Source organism: Paenibacillus senegalimassiliensis (assembly GCF_001486585.1).
Taxonomy (GTDB): Bacteria; Bacillota; Bacilli; order Paenibacillales; family Paenibacillaceae; genus Fontibacillus; species Fontibacillus senegalimassiliensis.
Window position 1 is genome coordinate 711,329 of the sequence record NZ_LN909044.1, and the last position, 21,046, is coordinate 732,374.

Annotated in this window: 18 protein-coding genes; 12 read left to right on the plus strand and 6 right to left on the minus strand. The window is 52.3% G+C overall.

What is annotated here, in order from left to right:
* The first annotated feature begins 387 nt into the window (after positions 1-387).
* The 9 genes from BN3279_RS09035 to BN3279_RS09075 all read left to right on the plus strand — a co-directional run bounded on the left by BN3279_RS09035 (position 388) and on the right by BN3279_RS09075 (position 10,763).
* Positions 388-2,124: an allophanate hydrolase gene (locus BN3279_RS09035; protein WP_059050508.1), complete on the plus strand. Its 1,737-nt coding sequence runs from the start codon at positions 388-390 to the stop codon at positions 2,122-2,124.
* Positions 2,125-2,191: 67 nt separating this feature from the next.
* Entirely contained in the window at positions 2,192-3,829 is a 1,638-nt protein-coding gene (locus tag BN3279_RS09040) for a PucR family transcriptional regulator (protein WP_059050285.1), read from the plus strand.
* A gap of 37 nt (positions 3,830-3,866) precedes the next feature.
* Positions 3,867-4,670 carry an ABC transporter permease gene (locus tag BN3279_RS09045; RefSeq protein WP_059050286.1) on the plus strand — a complete coding sequence of 268 codons (804 nt, stop codon included), beginning with the start codon at positions 3,867-3,869 and terminating at the stop codon, positions 4,668-4,670.
* 18 nt (positions 4,671-4,688) lie between these two features.
* Entirely contained in the window at positions 4,689-5,492 is an 804-nt protein-coding gene (locus BN3279_RS09050) for an ABC transporter ATP-binding protein (RefSeq protein ID WP_059050287.1), read from the plus strand.
* Positions 5,479-6,852 (plus strand): MATE family efflux transporter, encoded by a 1,374-nt coding sequence (locus tag BN3279_RS09055; protein ID WP_059050288.1) that lies wholly within the window; start codon positions 5,479-5,481, stop codon positions 6,850-6,852. The genes BN3279_RS09050 and BN3279_RS09055 overlap by 14 nt, the downstream gene beginning before the upstream one ends.
* A 100-nt stretch (positions 6,853-6,952) precedes the next feature.
* Positions 6,953-8,032, plus strand: a complete 1,080-nt coding sequence (locus BN3279_RS09060) for an ABC transporter substrate-binding protein (protein WP_059050289.1) — start codon at positions 6,953-6,955, stop codon at positions 8,030-8,032.
* Positions 8,033-8,135: 103 nt separating this feature from the next.
* A complete protein-coding gene (locus BN3279_RS09065; RefSeq protein WP_059050290.1) occupies positions 8,136-8,708 on the plus strand; it encodes a cysteine hydrolase family protein in 573 nt (190 codons plus the stop codon).
* A gap of 31 nt (positions 8,709-8,739) precedes the next feature.
* Complete coding sequence (locus tag BN3279_RS09070) at positions 8,740-9,309, plus strand: cysteine hydrolase family protein (RefSeq protein WP_059050291.1); 570 nt, start codon at positions 8,740-8,742, stop codon at positions 9,307-9,309.
* 2 nt (positions 9,310-9,311) lie between these two features.
* A complete protein-coding gene (locus BN3279_RS09075) occupies positions 9,312-10,763 on the plus strand; it encodes a M20 family metallopeptidase (protein WP_082672993.1) in 1,452 nt (483 codons plus the stop codon).
* A gap of 170 nt (positions 10,764-10,933) precedes the next feature.
* Here the strand turns inward: BN3279_RS09075 and BN3279_RS09080 are convergent, their stop codons facing one another.
* From BN3279_RS09080 to BN3279_RS09095, 4 genes are all read right to left on the minus strand, one after another.
* Positions 10,934-11,311 carry an iron-sulfur cluster biosynthesis family protein gene (locus BN3279_RS09080; protein WP_059050292.1) on the minus strand — a complete coding sequence of 126 codons (378 nt, stop codon included), beginning with the start codon at positions 11,309-11,311 and terminating at the stop codon, positions 10,934-10,936.
* Between the two features lie 157 nt (positions 11,312-11,468).
* Positions 11,469-13,853 carry a phosphoketolase family protein gene (locus BN3279_RS09085; RefSeq protein ID WP_198343574.1) on the minus strand — a complete coding sequence of 795 codons (2,385 nt, stop codon included), beginning with the start codon at positions 13,851-13,853 and terminating at the stop codon, positions 11,469-11,471.
* Positions 13,854-14,323: 470 nt separating this feature from the next.
* On the minus strand, positions 14,324-15,052 hold the full coding sequence (locus BN3279_RS09090) for a GntR family transcriptional regulator (RefSeq protein ID WP_059050293.1): 729 nt from the start codon (positions 15,050-15,052) through the stop codon (positions 14,324-14,326).
* A 30-nt stretch (positions 15,053-15,082) separates the two neighbouring features.
* Positions 15,083-16,039 (minus strand): SMI1/KNR4 family protein, encoded by a 957-nt coding sequence (locus tag BN3279_RS09095; RefSeq protein WP_059050294.1) that lies wholly within the window; start codon positions 16,037-16,039, stop codon positions 15,083-15,085.
* A gap of 653 nt (positions 16,040-16,692) precedes the next feature.
* Here BN3279_RS09095 and BN3279_RS09100 point away from each other — a divergent pair.
* From BN3279_RS09100 to BN3279_RS09110, 3 genes are all read left to right on the plus strand, one after another.
* Positions 16,693-17,937, plus strand: a complete 1,245-nt coding sequence (locus tag BN3279_RS09100) for a saccharopine dehydrogenase family protein (protein WP_059050295.1) — start codon at positions 16,693-16,695, stop codon at positions 17,935-17,937.
* A 1-nt stretch (position 17,938) separates the two neighbouring features.
* Positions 17,939-19,066: a carboxynorspermidine decarboxylase gene (gene nspC, locus BN3279_RS09105; RefSeq protein ID WP_059050296.1), complete on the plus strand. Its 1,128-nt coding sequence runs from the start codon at positions 17,939-17,941 to the stop codon at positions 19,064-19,066.
* Positions 19,067-19,236: 170 nt separating this feature from the next.
* Positions 19,237-19,962, plus strand: coding sequence for a DUF4386 domain-containing protein (locus BN3279_RS09110; protein WP_232436792.1), 726 nt, complete (start codon positions 19,237-19,239; stop codon positions 19,960-19,962).
* A gap of 124 nt (positions 19,963-20,086) precedes the next feature.
* On the opposite strand, the gene BN3279_RS09115 is transcribed toward BN3279_RS09110, so the two are convergent.
* Positions 20,087-20,416, minus strand: coding sequence for a hypothetical protein (locus BN3279_RS09115; protein ID WP_059050297.1), 330 nt, complete (start codon positions 20,414-20,416; stop codon positions 20,087-20,089).
* 16 nt (positions 20,417-20,432) lie between these two features.
* On the minus strand, positions 20,433-21,032 hold the full coding sequence (locus tag BN3279_RS09120; RefSeq protein ID WP_059050298.1) for a Crp/Fnr family transcriptional regulator: 600 nt from the start codon (positions 21,030-21,032) through the stop codon (positions 20,433-20,435).
* Between the last annotated feature and the right edge of the window lie 14 nt (positions 21,033-21,046).

Here is a 21,046-nt window from a genome sequence, read left to right on the forward strand (position 1 = left end):
TATTACTTAGAAGCTAAACCTCTGTTTTCGGCTATACCCCAACATAAAAAACCTTGATTTATCAAGTGTTTACACAATAAAAGACTCTTTCTTTTGTGAAGAGTTCACAAAATACGAACGGGAATACTTAGCCATTCTAGTAAGCATTCATGAAAATAAATTCAAGCCTCTTCGGCATCTTGACAGGTTTCGACAAACGGAAGGATAATTAGAGCCAACAATTTAAATGTCAAATTACATGACACAAAAATAGCTTATATTCAGAATAACTTACATGTATATAACATTTAAAGTTAATTCGTTTTCAAGAAATTATTTAAATACATCTACTGCCTGAGAAACCCATGTGCAGGTTTGGACAGAGAGGGGTTTTGCCACTTGGAGAAAATGACGATTGCCACATTAAAGGCCATGTACCAAAGCGGAACCATGACGCCGCAAAAGCTGATTCATACCATCATTAAACGGGCAGAGCGCGATCAAGCCATGAACATCTGGATTGTCCCCCCTTCCCTTTCCTTTATTCAGCCTTACCTTGACCGCTTGGCGGAGAAGAAGCCGGAGCAATATCCGTTATGGGGGATTCCCTTCGCTGTTAAAGACAACATCGACCTGGATGGGCTGCCTACGACAGCCGCCTGTCCCTCTTACACTTACAACCCGGAGCAAAGCGCCGAAGCAGTCGACAGACTGATCGCCGCCGGAGCCATCCCGGTAGGCAAGACAAATCTGGATCAGTTCGCCACCGGACTTGTGGGCACACGCAGTCCCTATGGCGAAACGCATAATTCGCTGAAGCCTGAGCTGATTAGCGGCGGCTCCAGTAGTGGTTCTGCGGTAGCCGTGGCCCGTGGGCAAGCGATCTTCTCCCTGGGGACCGATACCGCAGGCTCGGGCCGTGTGCCTGCTGCGCTGAATAATCTGATCGGCTACAAAGCCTCCATTGGCGATTGGCCCGTAGACGGCGTCATCCCGGCTTGTGCCAGTCTGGACTGTGTCACCGTATTTGCTTCGGCACTGGACGACGTTTACCTGATCGACTCCGTCATTCGCGGCAAGCCGCTTAGCTCCCCACAGGGCTACAGTCCGCTTCCCCCGTCAGCTATTCCGGCCAGTCCCCCGCGAAAGCTGCTGCTCCCGGGGGAGCCGCTAAGCTTCTACGGCGATTACCAGGATGCCTACCGCAAGGCATGGGAGCAGGCTGTACAACGGCTGGAGCGATCGGGCATTCCGATTGAATACATTGATACCGACATCTTCGGGCAAGTCTCCAGCATCCTGTACGACGGTCCCTGGATTGCCGAGCGCTGGGCCGATCTGGGTGAATTTGTTGAAGCGCACCCGGGACAAATATTCCCGGTTACGGAGCAGATTCTTCGCTCCTCCCAGGAACGGGGCTACGATGCGGCTTCCGTCTTCACCGCACTACACCAGTTGCGGGGCTACAAGGCACAGACTGACGCCTTGATGCAGGATGCCATCCTCGTGATGCCAACCTGTGGCGGGACCTATACCCGTGCCCAGGTTGCTGCTTCTCCGGTGTCTACGAACAGCGATATGGGACGTTATACGAACCATTGCAACCTGCTGGATCTTAGCGCCATCGCCTTGCCTTCCGACTTTGCGGATGATGATCTGCCCTTCGGCATCACCATGTTCTCCCTGCGCGGTCAGGATCATTTCCTGAAAGGGGCTGCCTCAGCCTTCCTTAACACCGAAGCAATAGAACTGGCTGTCTGCGGACTGCATATGCGCGGATTTCCGCTAGAGAAGCAGTTGCTGGACTGCGGTGCCTCCTTCGTTCGTGCCGATCAGACAGCGCCATGCTATCGCTTGATTCGGCTGGGCACCTTACCTCCCAAGCCGGGCCTGATTCGCTCCGAGCCGGGAAGCTCGATTGACCTGGAGATATGGAGCATTCCGCTACATCGCCTAGGCGATCTGCTACGACAAGTGCCGGCTCCGCTCGGTCTGGGCAAGGTGAAGCTTCGGAGTGGCGCAGAAGTGACCGGCTTCATCTGCGAACCCTATGCTCAGCAAGAGAGCGAGGATATCACCCGTTACGGAGGATGGGCCCTTGCCGAGCAGCACAAAGAGCGAGACGAGAACCCGGTGAAGGGATAACGTTAACTCTTCTACCTTAAATGTTAAGCCCTGCTCACTCAGCCTATATAGGAAGGAAGCGAACGCGATGGACAAGACCGAACATTCCCTGGAATCAGCCGCACTTTCTTTTCGCTGCAACGATCTGTTCCAAATGACTTCTCTTCCGGGCCTGAGACTGCTGGCTGGAGAAAGAGGGCTGAACAATACTATTAGCCGCGTCAATATTATGGAGGTTCCGGATATTGAGAATTGGGCTCAAGAGAGCGAACTGCTGCTAACGACCGGCTACTCACATCACCACAATATGGATGCGTTCCTGGAGATTATTCCGAAGCTCGTAGACCGGGGTGTAGCTGCACTGGGCATCAAGCCCAAACGCTTCATTACCGAGGTTCCACGGCAGATTATTGATTGCGCTGAGGCCTGTGGATTGCCACTATTCGAGCTTCCCGAATCAACCATCTTCTCCAATGTTGTTCGCGAAGTCATGGAGAGAGTCATTTCGCTGGAGACAAGAACCGTCATGCTACTCCAGCATCGGCTGGAGCAAGTATCCGAGCTGATGCTCCACGGCCACGATATGCCGCAGATTATTGAGAGCATTGAAGACATGGTTGGTAACCCGCTCGCTATTCTGGATGCCTTCGGGCAATTAATTGCCTCTCCTCGGCATGAAGCCTACTTCCGTCCGTTTCCAGAGCGGCTGCGCGACTTCGATTCACGTTCTTCACCGGGACATAGTGAGCTTCAATGGGTCGATCACGACGCGCCGGGCGGAGGCATTCAGCTCCACATCTTCAACCTGTGGGAGACGGAGCGAGACCCTATCCTCGTATTGCTAGCGGAAGCCTACGCTCCCTGCGATGGACTGGTTCTGTCCACGATCTCTCGCATCCTGCCGCTACTGAACATCCGAATTAGTGGGGAGAACACTTACAAGCTGGTCAAGGCCAAATACTTCGACGACTTCCTGAAGGATTGGCTGGCCGGCGTCATACCCGGTCCTGAAGAATTGGATATCAAAGGCAGGCTATACGGCTATGAAGCCTTATCTTCCAGCGATTATCGCATGGCCATTCTTAAATTCCATGCAGATACACCCCCGGCACCGGATAGCGCCTGGATTACCGAATTGAACCGGCTGGCCCCTGGCAGAGGGCTCTACACGGGAATTGGCGGCAAGATCGTTGCCCTGCTCCCCCAAGCTACAGACCGGAATCAAGATATGTTATCCCCGGAAAATGTAGAGCCGCTGTGCAGGCAAATGGCCCAAATATGCGGGACGGATGCATTCTCCCTATGTATTGGCGAGGTCAGTTCCGCTCTGGATGTGCATCAGGGTTACATCGATACCGAGAACCTCTTCACCGCTTCCTGCGTCAGCAGGACAAGCTCGCGAGTGATCACCTGGGAACAGCTTGGAATCTATGCCATCTTGAGCTTGCTCCCCAAGCATGCCAATGTCGACAAGTTCCTGAACCGCTACATGAAGCCGATGGTCGAGTATGATGAAGCGCATCATGCCAGTCTCGTTCAGACCTTGAAGCTGTACTTCCAATGCGGCTGCAATATTCGGCTTACAGCCGGAGCCATGTACACCCATTACAACACCATCGTCTACCGTCTCGATAAAATCAAATCCCTGCTCGGCATTTCCTTCGACGACCCGGAAGCACGCTTAACGCTCCAGATCGTCATGAAAATTCATGAGATGGGGGAATAACGCAAATGTAAGGCCATTTTAAAGGGGGAATAAAAACATGAAGCCACGAACTCGGCGCAGCCTGTTCCGCATCCGGCGGGATATTCATCCGCGGCTGTTCAACACCATTATGCTCGTCACCTTTATGCTGCTCATCGCGTTCTGGTACGTGGGCAGCAACTTCTCCGGCATTAATCCGATTTTTCTGCCAACGCCTCAAGCCACCTTCTCCTATTTAGGGCAAGCGCTCGGCAATGGCAGCTTATGGGAAGACATCGCCATCAGTTGCTACCGCGTGCTTATGGGCTTCCTGATCGCTGTCATTATCGGCGTTCCCCTGGGGCTGCTCTCCGGAGCCTACAAGATCATCGGGGCGATTATGAAGCCGCTGATCGAGTTCTTCCGTTACCTGCCGGTATCCGCCCTGATTCCACTGATTATGGTATGGACGGGGGTAGGGGAAACGGCCAAGATTACCATCATCGTCGTAGGCGCCGTGTTCTCCATGACCGCCATGATCGCCGATATCGTCAAGGGCATCCAGATTGACCTGATTAACACCGCCTACACGCTCGGCGCCTCCCAAGGACAAGTCATCAAGAACGTCATCATTCCGGCCATGATGCCTAGCGTCATGGATACGATGCGAATGGTCATGGGGTGGGCCTGGACCTACCTGATCATGGCAGAGATGCTTGCCTCCAGTTCCGGGCTGGGCTACAGCATCATGATTGCCGAACGGTTCATGAAGACCTATATCATCTTTGGCGGCATCTTCGTCATCGGCCTGCTCGGGCTGTTGTTCGACCGGATCTTCGCCATCATTAATAAGCGCCTGTTCCACTGGGCCGAGGATATCTAACCAAGGAGGGGTTTAGCCATGCAGCAAGCCACGATGGGTCCGAAAATTTCCTGTAAGCAACTGAACAAAATCTACCGTTCCAAGCGTTCGGAAACGTTCGCGCTCCAAGACATCAACATGGACATTGCCGACAATGAATTCATCTGCGTGGTAGGTCCGTCCGGTTGCGGAAAGTCTACGCTCCTGCGCATCTTCGCCGGACTGGATGAAGCGACGTCGGGAGACATTCTGCTGGATGATCGCATCATGACTGGACCGGGAGCCGATCGCGGCATGGTCTTCCAGGCCTATACCCTGTTCCCCTGGCTTTCGGTGGAGAACAACATCCGCTTCGGACTCAAGCTCAAGAATCTGCCTAAGAGTGAAGCTGACCAGATCGTAGAGAAATACCTGGGCCTTGTAGGCCTAAGCGATTTCCGTGACCGCTTGCCCAAGGAGCTGTCCGGGGGGATGAAGCAGCGCGTTGCCATCGCCCGGGCTCTGGCCAACAATCCGGAGGTTCTGTTAATGGACGAGCCCTTCGGCGCTCTGGACCCCGACACCAAGGGCAATATGCAGCTTCAACTCCGCGAGCTGTGGGAGAAGGAGAAGCACACGGTAATCTTCATCACCCATGATATCGAGGAAGCAGTGTTCCTGTCCCAGCGGGTGTATGTTATGAGCGCACGCCCAGGCCGGATCATTGCCGACATTCCTATTGACCTTCCCGCGAAGCGCGATCTGGAGCTGAAGGATACGCCGGAATTCATTCAAATTCGCAAAAAGATTCACGGACTGCTGCACTCCGGAGATTTCGGAATGGATCTCCATGCAGCCAACTAGCCTGATCTCTACCTTTCGCCAGGATACCCCCTTCCTGAAGAGCTTCCTCTTGCTGTCGCTGCCAATCGGCTTGCAGAGCATGATTACCAGCATTACTAACACCTTCAGTTCGCTGATGGTCGGACAGCTTGGGGATCTTCAGGTATCGGCCACCAGTCTGGCAGGACAAGTCTTCTTCATCCTCAATCTGATGATCGTTGGGATTGTTAGCGGGGCAACTATTTTTGTCTCTCAGTTTTACGGCAAGGGGGACCGTCAGCATCTGAATGTCGCCTCCGCCCTGGCCTTCGCGCTGATTGTTGCGGTCAGCTTCCTGTTCACCTTGATTGGACTTCTTTGGCCGGAGCAGGTAGTGGGAATCTTCTCGCGAGAAAGTGAAGTCATTGCCATGGCTGCCCCCTATTTACAGATTGTATGCCTCAGTTATCTCCCTACCGGGATTTCGCTGGCCTGTACGATGGTGTTCCGCAATATCGGCCGGCCTGGCTTCCCGCTGCGGGTTACGGTACTGACCATTGTGGTAGATGTCATCCTTAGCTACGGATTCATCTTTGGCAAGCTGGGTTTTCCCGAATTCGGTGTCCAAGGGGCCGCTTATGCCATTGTAGTGGCACGCCTGATTGAGATGGGGATCATGGCCTTCATGCTGTATGGCAAGTTCGGCGAGTTCGCTCCCCGCCCCCGCCATCTGCTGGCTGCTCGCAAAGAGTTCCTGGCTATCTTCTTCAGAACCTCCTTCCCGGTCATCATCAATGAGACCGTATGGAGTATCGGCTACGCCCTGTACAACGTGGTCTTCTACCATATGGGCTACACCGTAGGTGCTGCTGTCGGGATTGCCAAGGTGCTGGAACAACTGCTGATCGCCTTCTTTATCGGCACTGGGCAAGCCTCCGCGATTATCCTGGGGCAGACCATCGGAGAAGGCAAGCAGGATAAGGCACCCTATCTCGTTAAGCGCATGGAAGCCTACACCGCACTATTTGGTATTTTCACCGGGATTCTGCTCATTGCCGGATCACCGCTACTGCTAAGCATGTATCAAGGCATCTCCGAGGAAGTGCGCAGCACGGTCACGCTGCTCCTGATCTATCTGGCGATCATTATGCCGATCAAAGGCATGAACTTCGTACACATTATGGGCACGCTTCGCGCCGGTGGCGACACCAGAATGTGCTTCATTATCGATAACGTCACCTTATGGTGCGTCTCGCTGCCATTGACCTTCCTCACAGGATATTTCCTGGACCTTTCGATCGGCATCGTGTTCCTGTTCGTCATCATCGACGACATCTGCAAGTACGTGCTCGTCCGGCTTCGCATCCGGAGCAATAAATGGATTCGCAATCTGGTCAACTAAGGCGTCTCTGAAAAACGCATGAATACTTCATTTTCAGACATGCCCTAGTCCCTGCCAGGTTTTGATCAAATACAAAAAAATGCATTGGAGGCGGGAAATCATGATGAAACAAAAGAAACGCGGGTTGATGAAGCTAGGGGTCACACTACTGCTAATGACGGCTATGCTATCCGTACTGGCTGCTTGCGGCAATAACGGCGGAGCCAATTCAGCAGGCTCGGCAAATGGAAATAACACGGCAGGAGCCGGGGGAAATGAAGCAACCTCGACCGCTCCCGTTCCAGTCAAAACGGCGTATGCCCCATTTATCGGCGGCATTGGCGTATACGCCCTCGCTGACAAGGAGTTTGATATTGCGAACGGAGTGGATGTGGAGATCGGAGCCTTCGGTTCCACCTCACCGCTGATGAGCATCATGACGGGGGACGTAGACATCGCGTTCACCACGCTGCAATCCTATCTCGTTTCTATTAATGCATTAATGGAAGAAGGCTCGGATATCACGACCTTGCCAAAGATCGTGTACCTGCATAATTCCTCCACCGGAGCGGACGGAATCGTCTCGGACTCCAGCATTCAGACCGTGGCTGACCTGAAGGGCAAGACCGTATCCGCACAATACGGTGATGTTACCCACTACATGCTGGCCAAAGCTCTGGACACAGTGGGCTTAACCATCGACGATGTCAAGCTGGTGGATATGGGGCCAGGTAAAGGCGGAGCCGCCTTCGTGGCCGGTAGTGTTGATGCCGCTACAACGTTTGAGCCTTATTTGTCGCAAGGCGTCACTTCCCGCAAAGGGAACATCATCATCTCTACGGCGGATCTGGAGAACACCATTCTCGACGTCATCGTCGTCTCCGCCAAGACCGCGGAAGAGAAGCCAGCTTGGCTGCAAAACACACTCAAGGCCGTGGAGGACGCAACCCAATACGTTAACAGTGACCTGTCCGCTGCCGCAGAATTGACAGCAGATGATCTGCAAGTAAGCGCCGCTGAGGTTAAGGAAATGTTCCCGACCGTTCACCTCTATACCCTGGCCGATAACCATGAAGGCATGGATGAAGGCGGCTGGTTGTACAGCACGATGGAGGATGTGGTTGAATTCTATCATTCCATCGGAATTATCGCAGAACCCTTTGACGTGAAGCAGCTTGTGATAGCCGATATTCTCTGGTAGTAGCAGAATCACTTCGCGCTATACCTTAATACAGACTTTGAACCGGGCGGGGACTCTCCGTCCGGCACACTCTACGATTTTCTAATACGGAGGCGATGCTTTGATGATTACGATTCCCGAGAACAGCGTGTACATTCTGGTAGATGTGCAGAACTCAGACCCGGCGAAGGAGCCTCGTGGCAACTCGGACAAACGGGACCGATACTTGAAGAACGTCGAGCGTGTAACCGAATATTTCCGCGAACGCGGGGATGTGCCCATTGTCCATATCCGGGAAATTCACCGGAAGGACCGGATCGACTATGGCCGCGAGTTGGAAGGAGCAGAGAACATTCACTGCCTGGAGGGTACGCCTGAGGCGACCTACTATGAGCCTACAGCTCCCATTGAAGGGGAATATACGGTGGATAAGCGCCGATATAGCGCCTTTTTCGGAACTGACCTGGAGATTCTGCTTCGCGGCTTGAAGGCTGAGCATCTGTTCCTGGTCGGTGGTATGACCGATATTTGCGTCCATTACACCGCTATCGATGCGCACCAGTACAACTATCACGTTCATGTGTTCAAGGAAGCCTGCGGCACGCCAAGCAGTGATGAAGTGGCTCAAGCAGCATTGGATAATATCGAGTACCATCAGGCTGGTTCGATCATTTCTGTGGAAGATTTGTTCCGGTAAGAGCTTGTATAAAAAAAGGAGGAGATTCCCCATGACCCAAATTCCCGAAAATAGCGCATTGCTAGTTATCGATATTCAGAATGACACGGAGAGCGATGCTATTCCGATCATGGAAGGCGGCACGTGTATGCTCAACTCGCCGAAGGTCATTGGTCATTTCCGCAAGCTGGGATTGCCCGTGATTCAGATTCGCGAGCTGCACCGTGCTGATCATAGCGATTTCGGTCGCGAGCTTGACGGTGTGGAGAAGGTTCACTGTCTGGAAGGAACGCCTGCGGAGGAATTCCATCCGCTGACCGCCCCGATTGAGGGCGAATATATTATTACAAAACGTCGGTATAGCGCGTTCTTTGCCACAGAGCTTGATTTGCTTCTGCGCTGCCTGGGCGTCAAACGCCTGTACCTGATCGGCGGCATGACCGATATCTGCGTACGCTTCACGGCAGTAGATGCCCATCAGCATGACTATCACTTCCACGTCGTATCCGATGCAGTGATCGGCACTAGTCGGCAGGCTCACAATATGGCGCTGCTGAACATGGAATATCTGCAAATCGGGGCGAACATGACGACCGAAGAAGTGCTGGCGCTGACGCGCTAACGATGATGGCAAATGCTCACCCCCCTGAGGAGGAGAACTCCCGCGAGCAACGAATAGCGTCCAGCATCGATCGGCTGAGCCCACAGCTCACCGCCCTGAGCGACCGCATCTGGGAGCTGGCAGAGACCAAATTTGAGGAATTTGGCTCCGCCCGGCTCTTGGCCGATAGGCTGGAGGAAGCGGGCTTTGATGTCAGCCATGGAATCGGCGGGCTGCCGACTGCCTTTATGGCTTCATTTGGGCAGGGTGATGGTCCGGTCATCGCCCTGCTAGGCGAATATGATGCCTTACCCGGGCTGAGCCAGAGGGATGGGGTGGACCACCCCGAACCGCTGCTAGACGGCTCCGGCAATGATAAAGGGAATGGCCACGGCTGCGGTCACCATCTGCTGGGGACAGGCTCACTGGCCGCCGCCATCGCATTGAAGGAGTACCTGAGCGAGACCGGGCTTCCCGGTACCATCAGGTACTATGGTTGTCCCGCCGAGGAAGGTGGTTCCGGCAAAACCTTCCTCGTGCGGGAAGGGGCCTTCGACGGCGTCGATGCCGCCTTGACCTGGCACCCGGGCTACGGCAATGCCGTCGTGTCCATGACATCGGCGGCGAACTACCAGGTGCGCTACCGCTTTGAGGGGCGCAGTTCTCACGCCGCCGCCAGTCCGCACACGGGACGGAGCGCGCTGGACGCGGTGGAGCTTATGAACGTGGGCGCGAACTACCTGCGCGAGCATGTGCCGCAGAGCGTCCGCTTTCACTACGCCGTGACCAATACCGGTGGCTTCTCCCCCAATGTCGTCCAGGCCAAGGCGGAGGTCGTGTACCTGATTCGCGCTCCCGAGGTTCGCGATGTCGAGGCCGTCTACGCCCGAATCAACGACATTGCCCAAGGGGCGGCGCTAATGACCGGCACCGAGGTACACATCCACTTCGAGAAGGCCTGCTCCAATCTCATTCCGAACGTTACGCTGGAGCGGATGATGCAGCGCTGCTTCGAGCAGCTTGGCGTACCTGCGTTTACAGAGAGAGAACAACGTTACGCTGCCGCCATCTCCGCCACGCTCGCGGAACCATCGGGAGGGAGCAGTCCCATCCCTCCGCCCTTGCCGGAGACGCTCGATGTCTACGAGCCAGAAGCCGGCAGCATGCTAGGCTCCACTGATGTGGCGGACGTGAGCTGGATCATCCCCACGGCCCAGCTCGAAACCGTGTGCTTCACTCGTGACACACCGTTCCACTCGTGGCAGATGGTGGCCCAAGGGCGGTCGAGCGCCGCCCACAAGGGCATGCTGCACGCCGCCAAAGTCATGGCGGCCACCGCAGCAGCCCTGATGGCAGAGCCATCGGCCGTGCTGGAAGCGACGCAGGAGCTGCGCCGCCGGGGCGGCATCGAAGGCTATGCCTGCCCGATCCCGGGGGATGTGCTTCCCCCGGTACATCCCTCATCGCGCGTCTAACCGCCGCGAATGCCATACCATTGTCTGCGCGCTGACCTGCGGATCCAGCGCAGACACCCCCACAGCAAAACCAGCAAGCGTCCCCCCGGCACTTGCTGGTTTTGCTACGTTTACGGGCACTCGCTAACCAGCGTGCCCCCAAGATAAAAGCTCAGAGGGAAGGGCCTAGCTCAAAGAGTTCTGTTCTGTATTTCGCATTGTGCCGCTCCGTCAGCGTCGGCCGCCTTACCACCGCGCACATCCTGGACGCGCACGTTGGAACTGAACAGCCCGCTATCACCAGTGACTTTGAAGGAAGGGTATGCCGGATCAGCTTCAATCTTCATCGTCTGGTCGAACTGCTGCTGTTGCTGGCGATCCACCGCAAACACAAATGGCTGCTCCTGCACGACGATATCCGTGTCCAGCGGCTTCGTCCGAAGCTGGAGGGTCAGCACCCCGTTGCAGCCACAGCTTTCCGTATCATAATAAAGCTTATAACAGCCCGATTGCTCGCCCTTCAGCTCACGCAGCCGCACTTCGGTTACGGCGTTCAATTCAATCTTCATGGACTTGGCCTCCCAGTTGTATGAATGTTGATGCCAACTTCAAATCCTCATAGTCTACAGCTTATGATGTTATCCTACTACAGAACCTTGTCCTGCCGTGTGATCGACACATAAAAAAGGACCAGCCGGGATTATCCCGGCCGATCCTTTTTACCACCTATTTCAAAGGCTTCCAAACCCAGTTCTCCACCTCAGGCAGGTCAACGCCTTCCTCACGAATGTAGGCGTGGTGCTTGTTCACCATGGCCTCCATCTCCGTTACAATGGCAGCATATTGCTCAGGCTGCGGCAGACTGAGGACAGCTTCCTTGGCCAGATCAAAACGGTCCATTTGATTCAGCACACGCATATCAAATGGTGTGGTGATATCCCCGTTCTCCCGGTAGCCGTGAACATGCAAGTTGTGGTTATGACGGTCGAAGAACAAGTCCTTGATCAGGCCCTCATAGCCATGGAAGGCAAAGACCACCGGTTTATCCTTCGTAAAGAAGGCATCAAATTCCTCATCCGATAATCCGCGTGGGTCCAGCTTCTGGCTTCTAAGCTTAAGCAAATCCACCACATTGATATAACGGATTCTCAAATTCGGTAGCTTGTCATGCAAAATGTTGATCGCCGCCAGGCTCTCCATAGTAGGCTCCGTCCCTGCGGAAGCAATCACGATGTCCGGTTCCCCACCTTGATCGGTGCTGGCCCAATCGATGATCTTCAGGCCTTTCTCTACCAGCTCTGCCGCTTCATCTGCTGTGAACCATTGCGGACGCGGATGCTTGGAGGACACGATCAGGTTAATCTTCTGCCGGTCATTCAGGATTTGGTCAAAGACAGCGAGCAGAGAATTCGCATCCGCTGGCAAATATTCGCGAATGAATTCCGGTTTCTTGTCAGCCAGATGGCCTAGCAGTCCCGGATCTTGGTGCGTATAGCCGTTATGGTCCTGCTGGAACACGGTGGAGGTTGCCACCACATTCAAGGAAGGAATGTCAGCACGCCAGCCTTGATCGGTCGCCTTGCGCAGCCATTTGAAATGCTGGGTGATCATAGAATCAACTACCCGAAGGAAGGCTTCGTAGCTGGCAAAAAATCCATGTCTCCCTGTCAGCACATAACCCTCTAACAGCCCCTCTGCTTGATGCTCGGATAATTGCGAATCGATGACACGACCATAAGGGGCCAAGAATTCATCATAAGGTTCCTTCACGGTATCCAGCCATTGGCGTTTTGTGACCTCAAATACAGGACCCAAGCGGTTAGACATCGTCTCATCCGGTCCAAAAATTCGGAAGTTCCGGTTCTCTTCATTTAAACGCACAACCTCAGCCACATATTTACCCAATACCAGCATGTCCTGGGCGATAATCTCACCTGGCACGGCATTATCCAGCGCATATTGACGGAAATCCGGCAAATGTAGCTCCTTAACCAGCTTCCCGGCATCGGTCACCGGGTTCATTCCCATGCGGCGATTGCCCTTCGGCAGAATAGCAGCCAGTTCAGCCTTTAACTGCCCCTTCTCGTCAAACAGCTCTTCCGGACGGTAGCTGTTCATCCATTCCAGTAAAGCTGGCGCATGTTGCATGTTCTTCTGATCGACCGGAATTGGCACCTGATGTGCGCGGAAGGAGTTCTCGTTCGGCACATTTCCCCATTCCTTTGGTCCAGTCCAACCCTTTGGAGAACGGAAGACGAGCATTGGCCATGCCGGACGCGTTGTATCACCGGTTGTGCGTGCATGCTGCTGGATTTCGCGGATTCTTTCCACGATGGCATCCAGCGTCTTCGCCATAGCTACGTGCATGACTGCCGGGTCTTCCCCTTCCACGAAGAACGGCTCCCAGCCCATTCCCTTGAAATAAGCTGTCAATTCCTCATGGCTCATTCGCGACAAGATGGTAGGATTGCTAATCTTGAAGCCATTCAAGTGCAAGATCGGGAATGCCGCTCCATCCGTAATCGGATTAATGAACCGATTGGACAGCCAGGAAGCCGCGAGTGGTCCTGTTTCTGCTTCCCCATCTCCTACAACAATAGCAGCGATTAGATCGGGATGATCCAGCACCGCTCCTACGCCATGGGACAGAGAGTAACCTAACTCTCCACCTTCATGAATGGAGCCTGGTGTTTCCGGTGCTGCATGGGATGCAATGCCACCCGGGAAGGAGAACTGCTTGAACAGCTTCTTCATCCCCGCAATGTCTTGCGTAATCTTCGGATAAATCTCCGTGTAGGTGCCATCCAGATAGGAGTTGGACACCATCACTTGGCCGCCATGCCCAGGCCCTTCAATATAAAACATATCCAGATCATATTTGCAGATGACCCGGTTCAAATGCGCATAGATAAAGTTCTGTCCGGAAATCGTGCCCCAATGTCCAATCGGCTTGACTTTGACATGAGCATCGGTCAGCGGCTCGCGAAGCAATGGGTTGTCCTTCAAATATAATTGTCCAACCGAAATATAGTTTGTTGCGCGCCAGTATGCGTCCAGCTTGGACATATACGCTGGCGAAGAATAATCGACATCTGTCATGGATAATGCCATGCTCTCCACTCCCTTAAAGTAGGTTCATCTCTGTTTATGTGAAAATTTTCACCTGTACTATAATTATAATAGCAATCCTTTTCAAAAATTGATACGGTCCAATTTAAATAAATGATGAACATAATATGAAATTTGTACGGACTTATTTCGCAGGGTTACTCCAAGCAGCATGCCATTGCTGATTAAATCAACATTATTGCTTATCTGTTTTTACCCGGGTATCCTGGCCCCCAATCACCAGCATAGCAAGCGAAGGCCGACCCAACGGTGTGTAAAAAATATCTTCCAAGCAGCAGTATAGCTTCTCACCTTAGGCTTAACATCCTCCAGAAAGCTTGCGCTTATCCCGACTGGAGAAAATTGCAGTTTGTGCCCTGAACAACAGTAAAGAAGCGATGCCTGGGCACCTTGACCCTGACATCGCTTCTGTCGTTTTCGCTCGGTTCCAAGTCCTCCGAATGGATAGCCTCCTATCGCTCTTGAACCGATACGAACGTATTAAATTTCATATATTTGTAATGGAATCGCATGTGGGAATATTCAAATGGCGTCCCGTTATCCAGAAAGAATACACCTTCCATGATGCTGACCGGCTCATGCTCCGTCAGACGAAGTAATTCGCGATCTTCTGCACGGGATGGCTCTGCGGAGATGGACAGGAACGACTTCGTGACCGCCAAATTCCGTGAATCCTCCAAGTAATTGAAGATGGAACCTTCAATGATGGTCTGGTTCAGATCCTGTACAATCTTGATGGGAATATAACCGGTCTCGATCATAAAGGGCTCATCATCAAACAACCGCAACCGCACGATTTTATAAACAAAATCATGGGGCTCCAGGAACAAATCACGCTGTAACTCCTCTGTTGGCGGAATCACCTCGAAGCTCAATACCTTTACCTTTGGCTTCTGCCCATGCATCTGAAAATTGTCGGTCACGCCCAGATTCGATCCTTCATAATTGAAGATCGATTCATTCTTGATGTATAGAGGATTAATGAATGTGCCCGATCCGCGCTTCTTGAAAATAATGCCGTCATGCTCCATCTTCATCAACGCCCGCTTCACGGAGCTACGGCTCACCTGGTACGTCTCGCTTAAGCTCCGCTCATCCGGCAATCTCATATTGGGATATTCGCCCGCAAAGATTCTCTTCTTCAGATCATCGATGATCTGCTTATACACTAATTGTGCCATGTCCTATCCCTTCTCAGGTCTGCGATTAGCTTACTCTTCCGTTAATCCCTGGATAAAGTCTGCAAAGCTTGCCGCTAACCGCGTCACCTGCTTGCTCGCCTTCTCCACATAGACGACCTCCGGCTCCCCATCATTTCCGAATTCGCGATAATCAAGCATGACCACTCCCGTATCGGATGGAGTGTCGCACAGAACTACGCCAAATTCCGGGTATCCGTCCCGTTCAATCGTAGCCCGGCTGCCAGCCGCTCCACCCAAGGAGTGCGGCTTGTCCCGCCCGATGCCCAAAATTCCCAGGATTTCAATCTTGGACGCCGGAACATCCGTTACAGGATAATATCTGCGGCGCGGAATGCCACCATTATGGGTCTTCATCAGGCTAACATAAGAAGCAGGCAGGCGGAACACCAGCTCTTCCTCCAGCGAGACCACCAGTTCATCCGCAGCGGGAGTCGATACATACTTCTCTGCCGCAGGATTAGCATCGTCCCAAAACCCGCTTGAATCAAGACTGGCTTCATAGGTTGATAAGACCGAAGCTGAATTCCCCTGAGTGCCGGACTCAACATCGCTCCCCATCACCTCCTGCGCCTTGTCTAAACCTGCAGCCTGATTTTCTCCAGCTTCTGCGGCTTCGGCCTCTTTTTCCTCAATCCAGCGAAGGAACTCCAGCGTATCTTCATCCCCGGGCTCCAAGCGGTCAGCCGCCTGGAATGCTTGACGCGCCTTATCGTACTTCTCCAGATAGTAATAAGCGAGTCCCAGCCGATAATGCCACAGCGCATCTTGCGCACCCTCATGGACTACCGTCAGAAATTGCTCAACCGCTTCCTCGTACCGCTCCAGGTTATTCAACGCCCGACCCAGATGGCTGACCAGCACATAATCCCTTTCCCCACTGGGAATATCCGTTACGGCTTGTACGATTTGCTCGTAATCGTCAGCTTCATGCCATGCTTCCAACTGCTGCAATAACTCATCTCTCATTCACTTGGCCTCCCAGGCAAATTGTCCTAAAGCAAATTATACCATTGGAAAGGCATACATCACCAGTAAAGCGGTATTCGCCAGGTTTTGGCCTAACTTAGTAAGTAAATAGTTGGAAAATATTTATTTAAAATTTCTATTGCTCATTGGAAAAGTTCCTGCTAATATTAAGAAGCACGAAATTTGGAAAGCATATTGAATATATCGCAGGGTCTTTCCAAGCAGATAACTTTGACCACTTTCCTCGGGGAGTTAAGGCCATACGGACAGCCGGGTCAAATGCCGATTGGCAACTACTGTTGCCTTATTGATTGAGTTAAAAGCTCAAATTTTATAAGTTGGTTACTTTACAACCAGTGCATATGCACATCAACTTGTGAAACGGTCAATAAGAGTGGTAAAGGCGATTATTTGCTAAATAGACTCTGATCCGAATTTGATATATTCAGGTATTAAGGGCTTTCCCCCTTGGTTACGCTATTGTGCTGCCGACGTTCTTGCGTTGGACTGGCGTTCGCGTGCCCACTATGGGTAATCCTAATATGATGACTATGTCAAAAAGCAAGTGATGCGGTGTGCTACGGCCCCTTTTCACTTGCTTTTTTTTACGTTCACAAGGCAGACAAAACAAACTTGGATAGGAGAGTGTTAACATGGGAAAAGCGCTGATTATCGGTTGCGGTGGAGTAGCCTCGGTAGCCATTCACAAATGTGTGCAGAACAGTGAGGTTTTTGAAGAAATTTGTATTGCAAGCCGGACGAAATCGAAATGTGACGACCTGAAAGCCAAGCTGGACGGCGGCAACACCAAAATTACGACGGCCCAAGTGGATGCCAACAATGTAGATGAACTCATCGCGTTGATCAACGAGGTCAAACCGGATATCGTGATGAACCTGGCTCTGCCTTATCAGGATTTGACGATTATGGACGCCTGCCTGGCGACCAAAACAAATTATATGGATACTGCGAACTACGAACCTGAAGATACAGCAAAATTTGAATACAAATGGCAATGGGACTACCGTGAGCGCTTTGAAAAAGCAGGAATTACCGCGCTGCTGGGTAGCGGCTTCGACCCGGGCGTAACCGGCGTATTCTCGGCCCATGCCCTGAAGCATCATTTTGACGAAATCGAGTACATTGATATTCTGGACTGCAATGCCGGCGACCATGGCTATCCATTTGCTACCAACTTCAACCCGGAGATCAACATCCGTGAAGTATCGGCAAAGGGCAGCTATTGGGAAAACGGTGAGTGGATTCATACCGAGCCGATGGAAATCAAACGCGTCTACAACTTCCCGGAAATCGGCGAGAAGGATATGTACCTGTTGCACCATGAGGAGATCGAATCCCTGGCCTTGAATATGCCTGGCATCAAACGAATTCGCTTCTTCATGACCTTTGGCCAAAGCTACCTGACCCACCTGAAATGTTTGGAGAACGTGGGCATGACTTCGATTGAGCCTATTGAATACGAAGGCAAGCAAATCATTCCGTTGCAGTTCCTGAAGGCCGTTCTTCCTGACCCTTCATCCCTGGGACCTCGCACCAAGGGCAAGACGAACATCGGTTGTATTTTCAAAGGGAAAAAAGATGGCAAGGATAAGCTGTACTATGTGTACAATGTCTGCGACCATGAAGCTTGCTACAAAGAAGTCGGCTCCCAAGCCGTTGCTTATACAACAGGCGTTCCAGCCATGATCGGCGCCATGATGCTGATGACAGGCAAATGGAACAAACCAGGCGTGTTCAACATTGAAGAATTCGATCCAGATCCGTTCATGGATGCTCTGAACAAATGGGGCTTGCCTTGGCAAGAGAGCTTTGACCCGGAACTGGTCGATGCCTTCCCGGAAGACGCTGAGAAATTGGAATCGGGGCTCGTTCGTTAAGATGCGCTTTGAGGAACTCCCTACCCCATGTTATGTTGTCGATGAAACACTATTGGAAAAAAACCTGAAAACTCTGGCCGGCATCATGGAGCGGACGGGCGCGAAAATCATCCTGGCGCAAAAAGCGTTCTCGATGTACTCGACGTACCCGCTGATCGGACAGTATTTGAGCGGAACCGCCTCTAGTGGTCTGTATGAAGCACGGCTTGGCCGTGAAGAGATGGGCAAAGAGAATCACGTCTTTGCCCCCGCTTACCGGGAAGATCAAATTGACGAGATCGTGCAGCTTTGCGATCATGTCATCTTCAACTCCTTGTCCCAGGTAGAGAAATTTCGTGATAAGGTGCTGGCCGCAGGCAAGAAAATCGGCCTACGTATCAATCCTGAATGCTCAACCCAGGTAGGACACGATATTTACAACCCTTGCGCCATCGGTTCTCGCTTTGGCGTAACGATTGAGCATTTCCGTCCCGAGCTGCTGGATGGGGTATCCGGACTGCATTTCCATACCCTGTGCCAACAGAACTCCGATGATCTGGCAACAACGCTCGATGCCATTGAAGAGAAGTTCGGACCTTATTTATCCCAGATGGAGTGGATTAACTTTGGTGGTGGGCACCATATCACCCGCGAGGACTACGATATTCCACTATTGGAGCAATGCATCAGACGGATGCAAGAGAAATACGGTCTGGAGGTCTATCTGGAGCCTGGCGAAGCGGTCGCGCTGAATGCTGGTTACCTGATTACTACCGTACTGGATACGCTGCAAAATGGCATGGATATCGCTATTCTCGATACTTCGGCTTCCTGCCACATGCCAGATGTGCTGGAGATGCCGTACCGTCCACCGCTTCTTGGCTCCGGTGAGCCAGGCGAGAAGGCTCATACGTACCGGCTGGGCGGACCCACTTGCCTGTCCGGGGACAATATCGGAGATTACTCGTTCGATCAACCCTTGAAGCCGGGGGACCGCCTGGTATTTGGCGACATGGCCATCTACACTATGGTGAAGAACACGACATTCAACGGTATGCCGCTGCCTGCTATCGTGCTGCAAGATAAATCCGGCGATTGCCATATTGTGCATGAGTTCGGTTACGAAGACTTTAAAATGCGTTTGGCTTAAGAATATAAGGATTAAAGAAAGACGCCTCAAACCCACCGATCGGTGGTGTTTGGAGGCGTCTTTGCTATTCGCTATGCCATTCTCTCTTCTCTGTTGCGGCTTAACTTAAGTCAATGAGCTGCGGGGCTCTCTTGATTAAACTACAAGTAAGCTGAAATGGAGGAATGAACATGATGACTTTGGAGAACACCCCGTCTTACCGCCGCAAATCTGCACTGATTGGAGGAATTGCCTTATTGCTCATGGCCCTGGTCGCCGCATTCTCCTATGGGATTGCCCACGGAAGCCTTGTCGTGGAAGAGGATGCATTAGCCACCTGGCACAATCTTCAGACATCCAGCCTCTTATTTAAGGGGGAAATTCTCGGCTGGATCTTCATAGTGGTCTTGGATGTGGTGGCAGCCTGGGCACTTTATTTCTTCTTCCAGCCGATTCATCGTCCTCTGTCGTTGCTGGCTGCCTGGTTGCGACTGATCTATGCCACGCTGCTCGGAAGCTCTATTCTGAATTTATTACTGGTCTTGCTCCTTACGAATAATACATCTCTGACCACAGCCATTGATAATGCCCAACTAGAGGCCTGGACCACGCTCTTGCTGCAAGGGTTTGATATGATGTGGTCCGCAGGGCTCATTGTCTTCGGGATACATCTGCTGGTGGTTGGTTATCTGGTGCTGCTCGGAGATTCAATGCCCAACCTGCTGGGCTTCCTGCTGCTAATAGCCGCCATCGGTTACATCATCGTCCATATCTGCTCCTTGCTTCTCCCAACCGGTAGCGGGATAGTTACGGTGCTTGAATATATCCTGACCGTGCCGATGACGATTGGCGAATTGGGCTTAGCCTTATGGCTGATCTCAACTGTTCTGCCAAAACGCGGCAATCAAATCCGTTAACTCCTCGTTCTCGTTCCGGGTCTTTCCATATAGATACAGGGCTCCAAAGTAGAAAGGATAATTGCCGTGTACCATATCCGGCAGGTACTGGTCTTCATTTACTTGCATGATGTACTCATACCCTTCATCTAGCAATTGATTGGCGTAGTATTTTTCCTCTTGTTGAACCCAGGCGGGCTGGCCGCCAAATTGAATAAAGTCCTCGAACTGTCTTTGATATTTGGTAAGCTTCGGCCAACTCGGGGATAAAAATAGAAACCATGTGATTGGATACTGGAAGCTTTACACTAAGAAAGAACCCATATTTAAGTTGAGATTCATCTGTGAGCAGATGCTCCTTATCTTCGAACCACCGCGGGGCACTCCCACCAACCCAACCATGATTGTCGTTCTCTTGCATAGTTAGCTGATAACCAAGATAGTTAGAACGCTGAATTAACAGATCGTTGAACATGGATGCTCACCTCATCTTATATTAAGTCCGATGGCTTACGCTCCGTTTGCAGCCGCTTCTTGATTCTGCTTAACGACTCCGGGGTAATGCCAAGATAACTTGCCAATTGATGCTGCGGCACCCGGCCCGACAGGCCGGGGCGTTCCTGCAAGAGCCTGGTGTAACGCTCCTCAGGTGTAGAAGCGATAAAGGCCGCAAACCGGTCTTGAGTCTCCCCGAAATTTTGTTCTACCATGCTCCGCGTCATACCCTCAAGTTGCCCATGCCTGGCATACATATCCTGCTCGACGCTCAAATCCCCCACAACCAAAGTGCAATCCTCGAGGCACACCAGCGAGAACTCAGAGGCACGATCCGGCTTGTGACGGTTAAAGCTGACGATGGCTTGCTCCTCCGTATAGAAGCCGGTAGTGACCTCTTTCCCCATCTCATCCAACGTATACTGCCTGACACAGCCTTTCAGGACAAAATAGCATTCCGTGGGAGATTCTCCTTGCTTCAACAGAAATGTTCCCTTCGCAAACTCCCCGACTTGAATATCGGCAAGCACAGCCTGCTGCTCCTCTTGGCTGAGGGAAGTCAGTTCGCCCATATATTTCATCAGAATATCCTTCACGGACCTCCAGCCCC

What these genes read in the sequence shown, in the direction of transcription:
- BN3279_RS09080 (WP_059050292.1), bottom strand. Translation starts at nt 11,311, where the DNA reads ATGAAGATTGAATTGAACGCCGTAACCGAAGTGCGGCTGCGTGAGCTG.
- BN3279_RS09075 (WP_082672993.1), top strand. Translation starts at nt 9,312, where the DNA reads ATGATGGCAAATGCTCACCCCCCTGAGGAGGAGAACTCCCGCGAGCAA.
- BN3279_RS09095 (WP_059050294.1), bottom strand. Translation starts at nt 16,039, where the DNA reads ATGAGAGATGAGTTATTGCAGCAGTTGGAAGCATGGCATGAAGCTGAC.
- BN3279_RS09115 (WP_059050297.1), bottom strand. Translation starts at nt 20,416, where the DNA reads ATGTTCAACGATCTGTTAATTCAGCGTTCTAACTATCTTGGTTATCAG.
- nspC (WP_059050296.1), top strand. Translation starts at nt 17,939, where the DNA reads ATGCGCTTTGAGGAACTCCCTACCCCATGTTATGTTGTCGATGAAACA.
- BN3279_RS09070 (WP_059050291.1), top strand. Translation starts at nt 8,740, where the DNA reads ATGACCCAAATTCCCGAAAATAGCGCATTGCTAGTTATCGATATTCAG.
- BN3279_RS09100 (WP_059050295.1), top strand. Translation starts at nt 16,693, where the DNA reads ATGGGAAAAGCGCTGATTATCGGTTGCGGTGGAGTAGCCTCGGTAGCC.
- BN3279_RS09055 (WP_059050288.1), top strand. Translation starts at nt 5,479, where the DNA reads ATGCAGCCAACTAGCCTGATCTCTACCTTTCGCCAGGATACCCCCTTC.
- BN3279_RS09085 (WP_198343574.1), bottom strand. Translation starts at nt 13,853, where the DNA reads ATGGCATTATCCATGACAGATGTCGATTATTCTTCGCCAGCGTATATG.
- BN3279_RS09060 (WP_059050289.1), top strand. Translation starts at nt 6,953, where the DNA reads ATGATGAAACAAAAGAAACGCGGGTTGATGAAGCTAGGGGTCACACTA.
- BN3279_RS09065 (WP_059050290.1), top strand. Translation starts at nt 8,136, where the DNA reads ATGATTACGATTCCCGAGAACAGCGTGTACATTCTGGTAGATGTGCAG.
- BN3279_RS09040 (WP_059050285.1), top strand. Translation starts at nt 2,192, where the DNA reads ATGGACAAGACCGAACATTCCCTGGAATCAGCCGCACTTTCTTTTCGC.
- BN3279_RS09035 (WP_059050508.1), top strand. Translation starts at nt 388, where the DNA reads ATGACGATTGCCACATTAAAGGCCATGTACCAAAGCGGAACCATGACG.
- BN3279_RS09050 (WP_059050287.1), top strand. Translation starts at nt 4,689, where the DNA reads ATGCAGCAAGCCACGATGGGTCCGAAAATTTCCTGTAAGCAACTGAAC.
- BN3279_RS09110 (WP_232436792.1), top strand. Translation starts at nt 19,237, where the DNA reads ATGATGACTTTGGAGAACACCCCGTCTTACCGCCGCAAATCTGCACTG.
- BN3279_RS09090 (WP_059050293.1), bottom strand. Translation starts at nt 15,052, where the DNA reads ATGGCACAATTAGTGTATAAGCAGATCATCGATGATCTGAAGAAGAGA.
- BN3279_RS09045 (WP_059050286.1), top strand. Translation starts at nt 3,867, where the DNA reads ATGAAGCCACGAACTCGGCGCAGCCTGTTCCGCATCCGGCGGGATATT.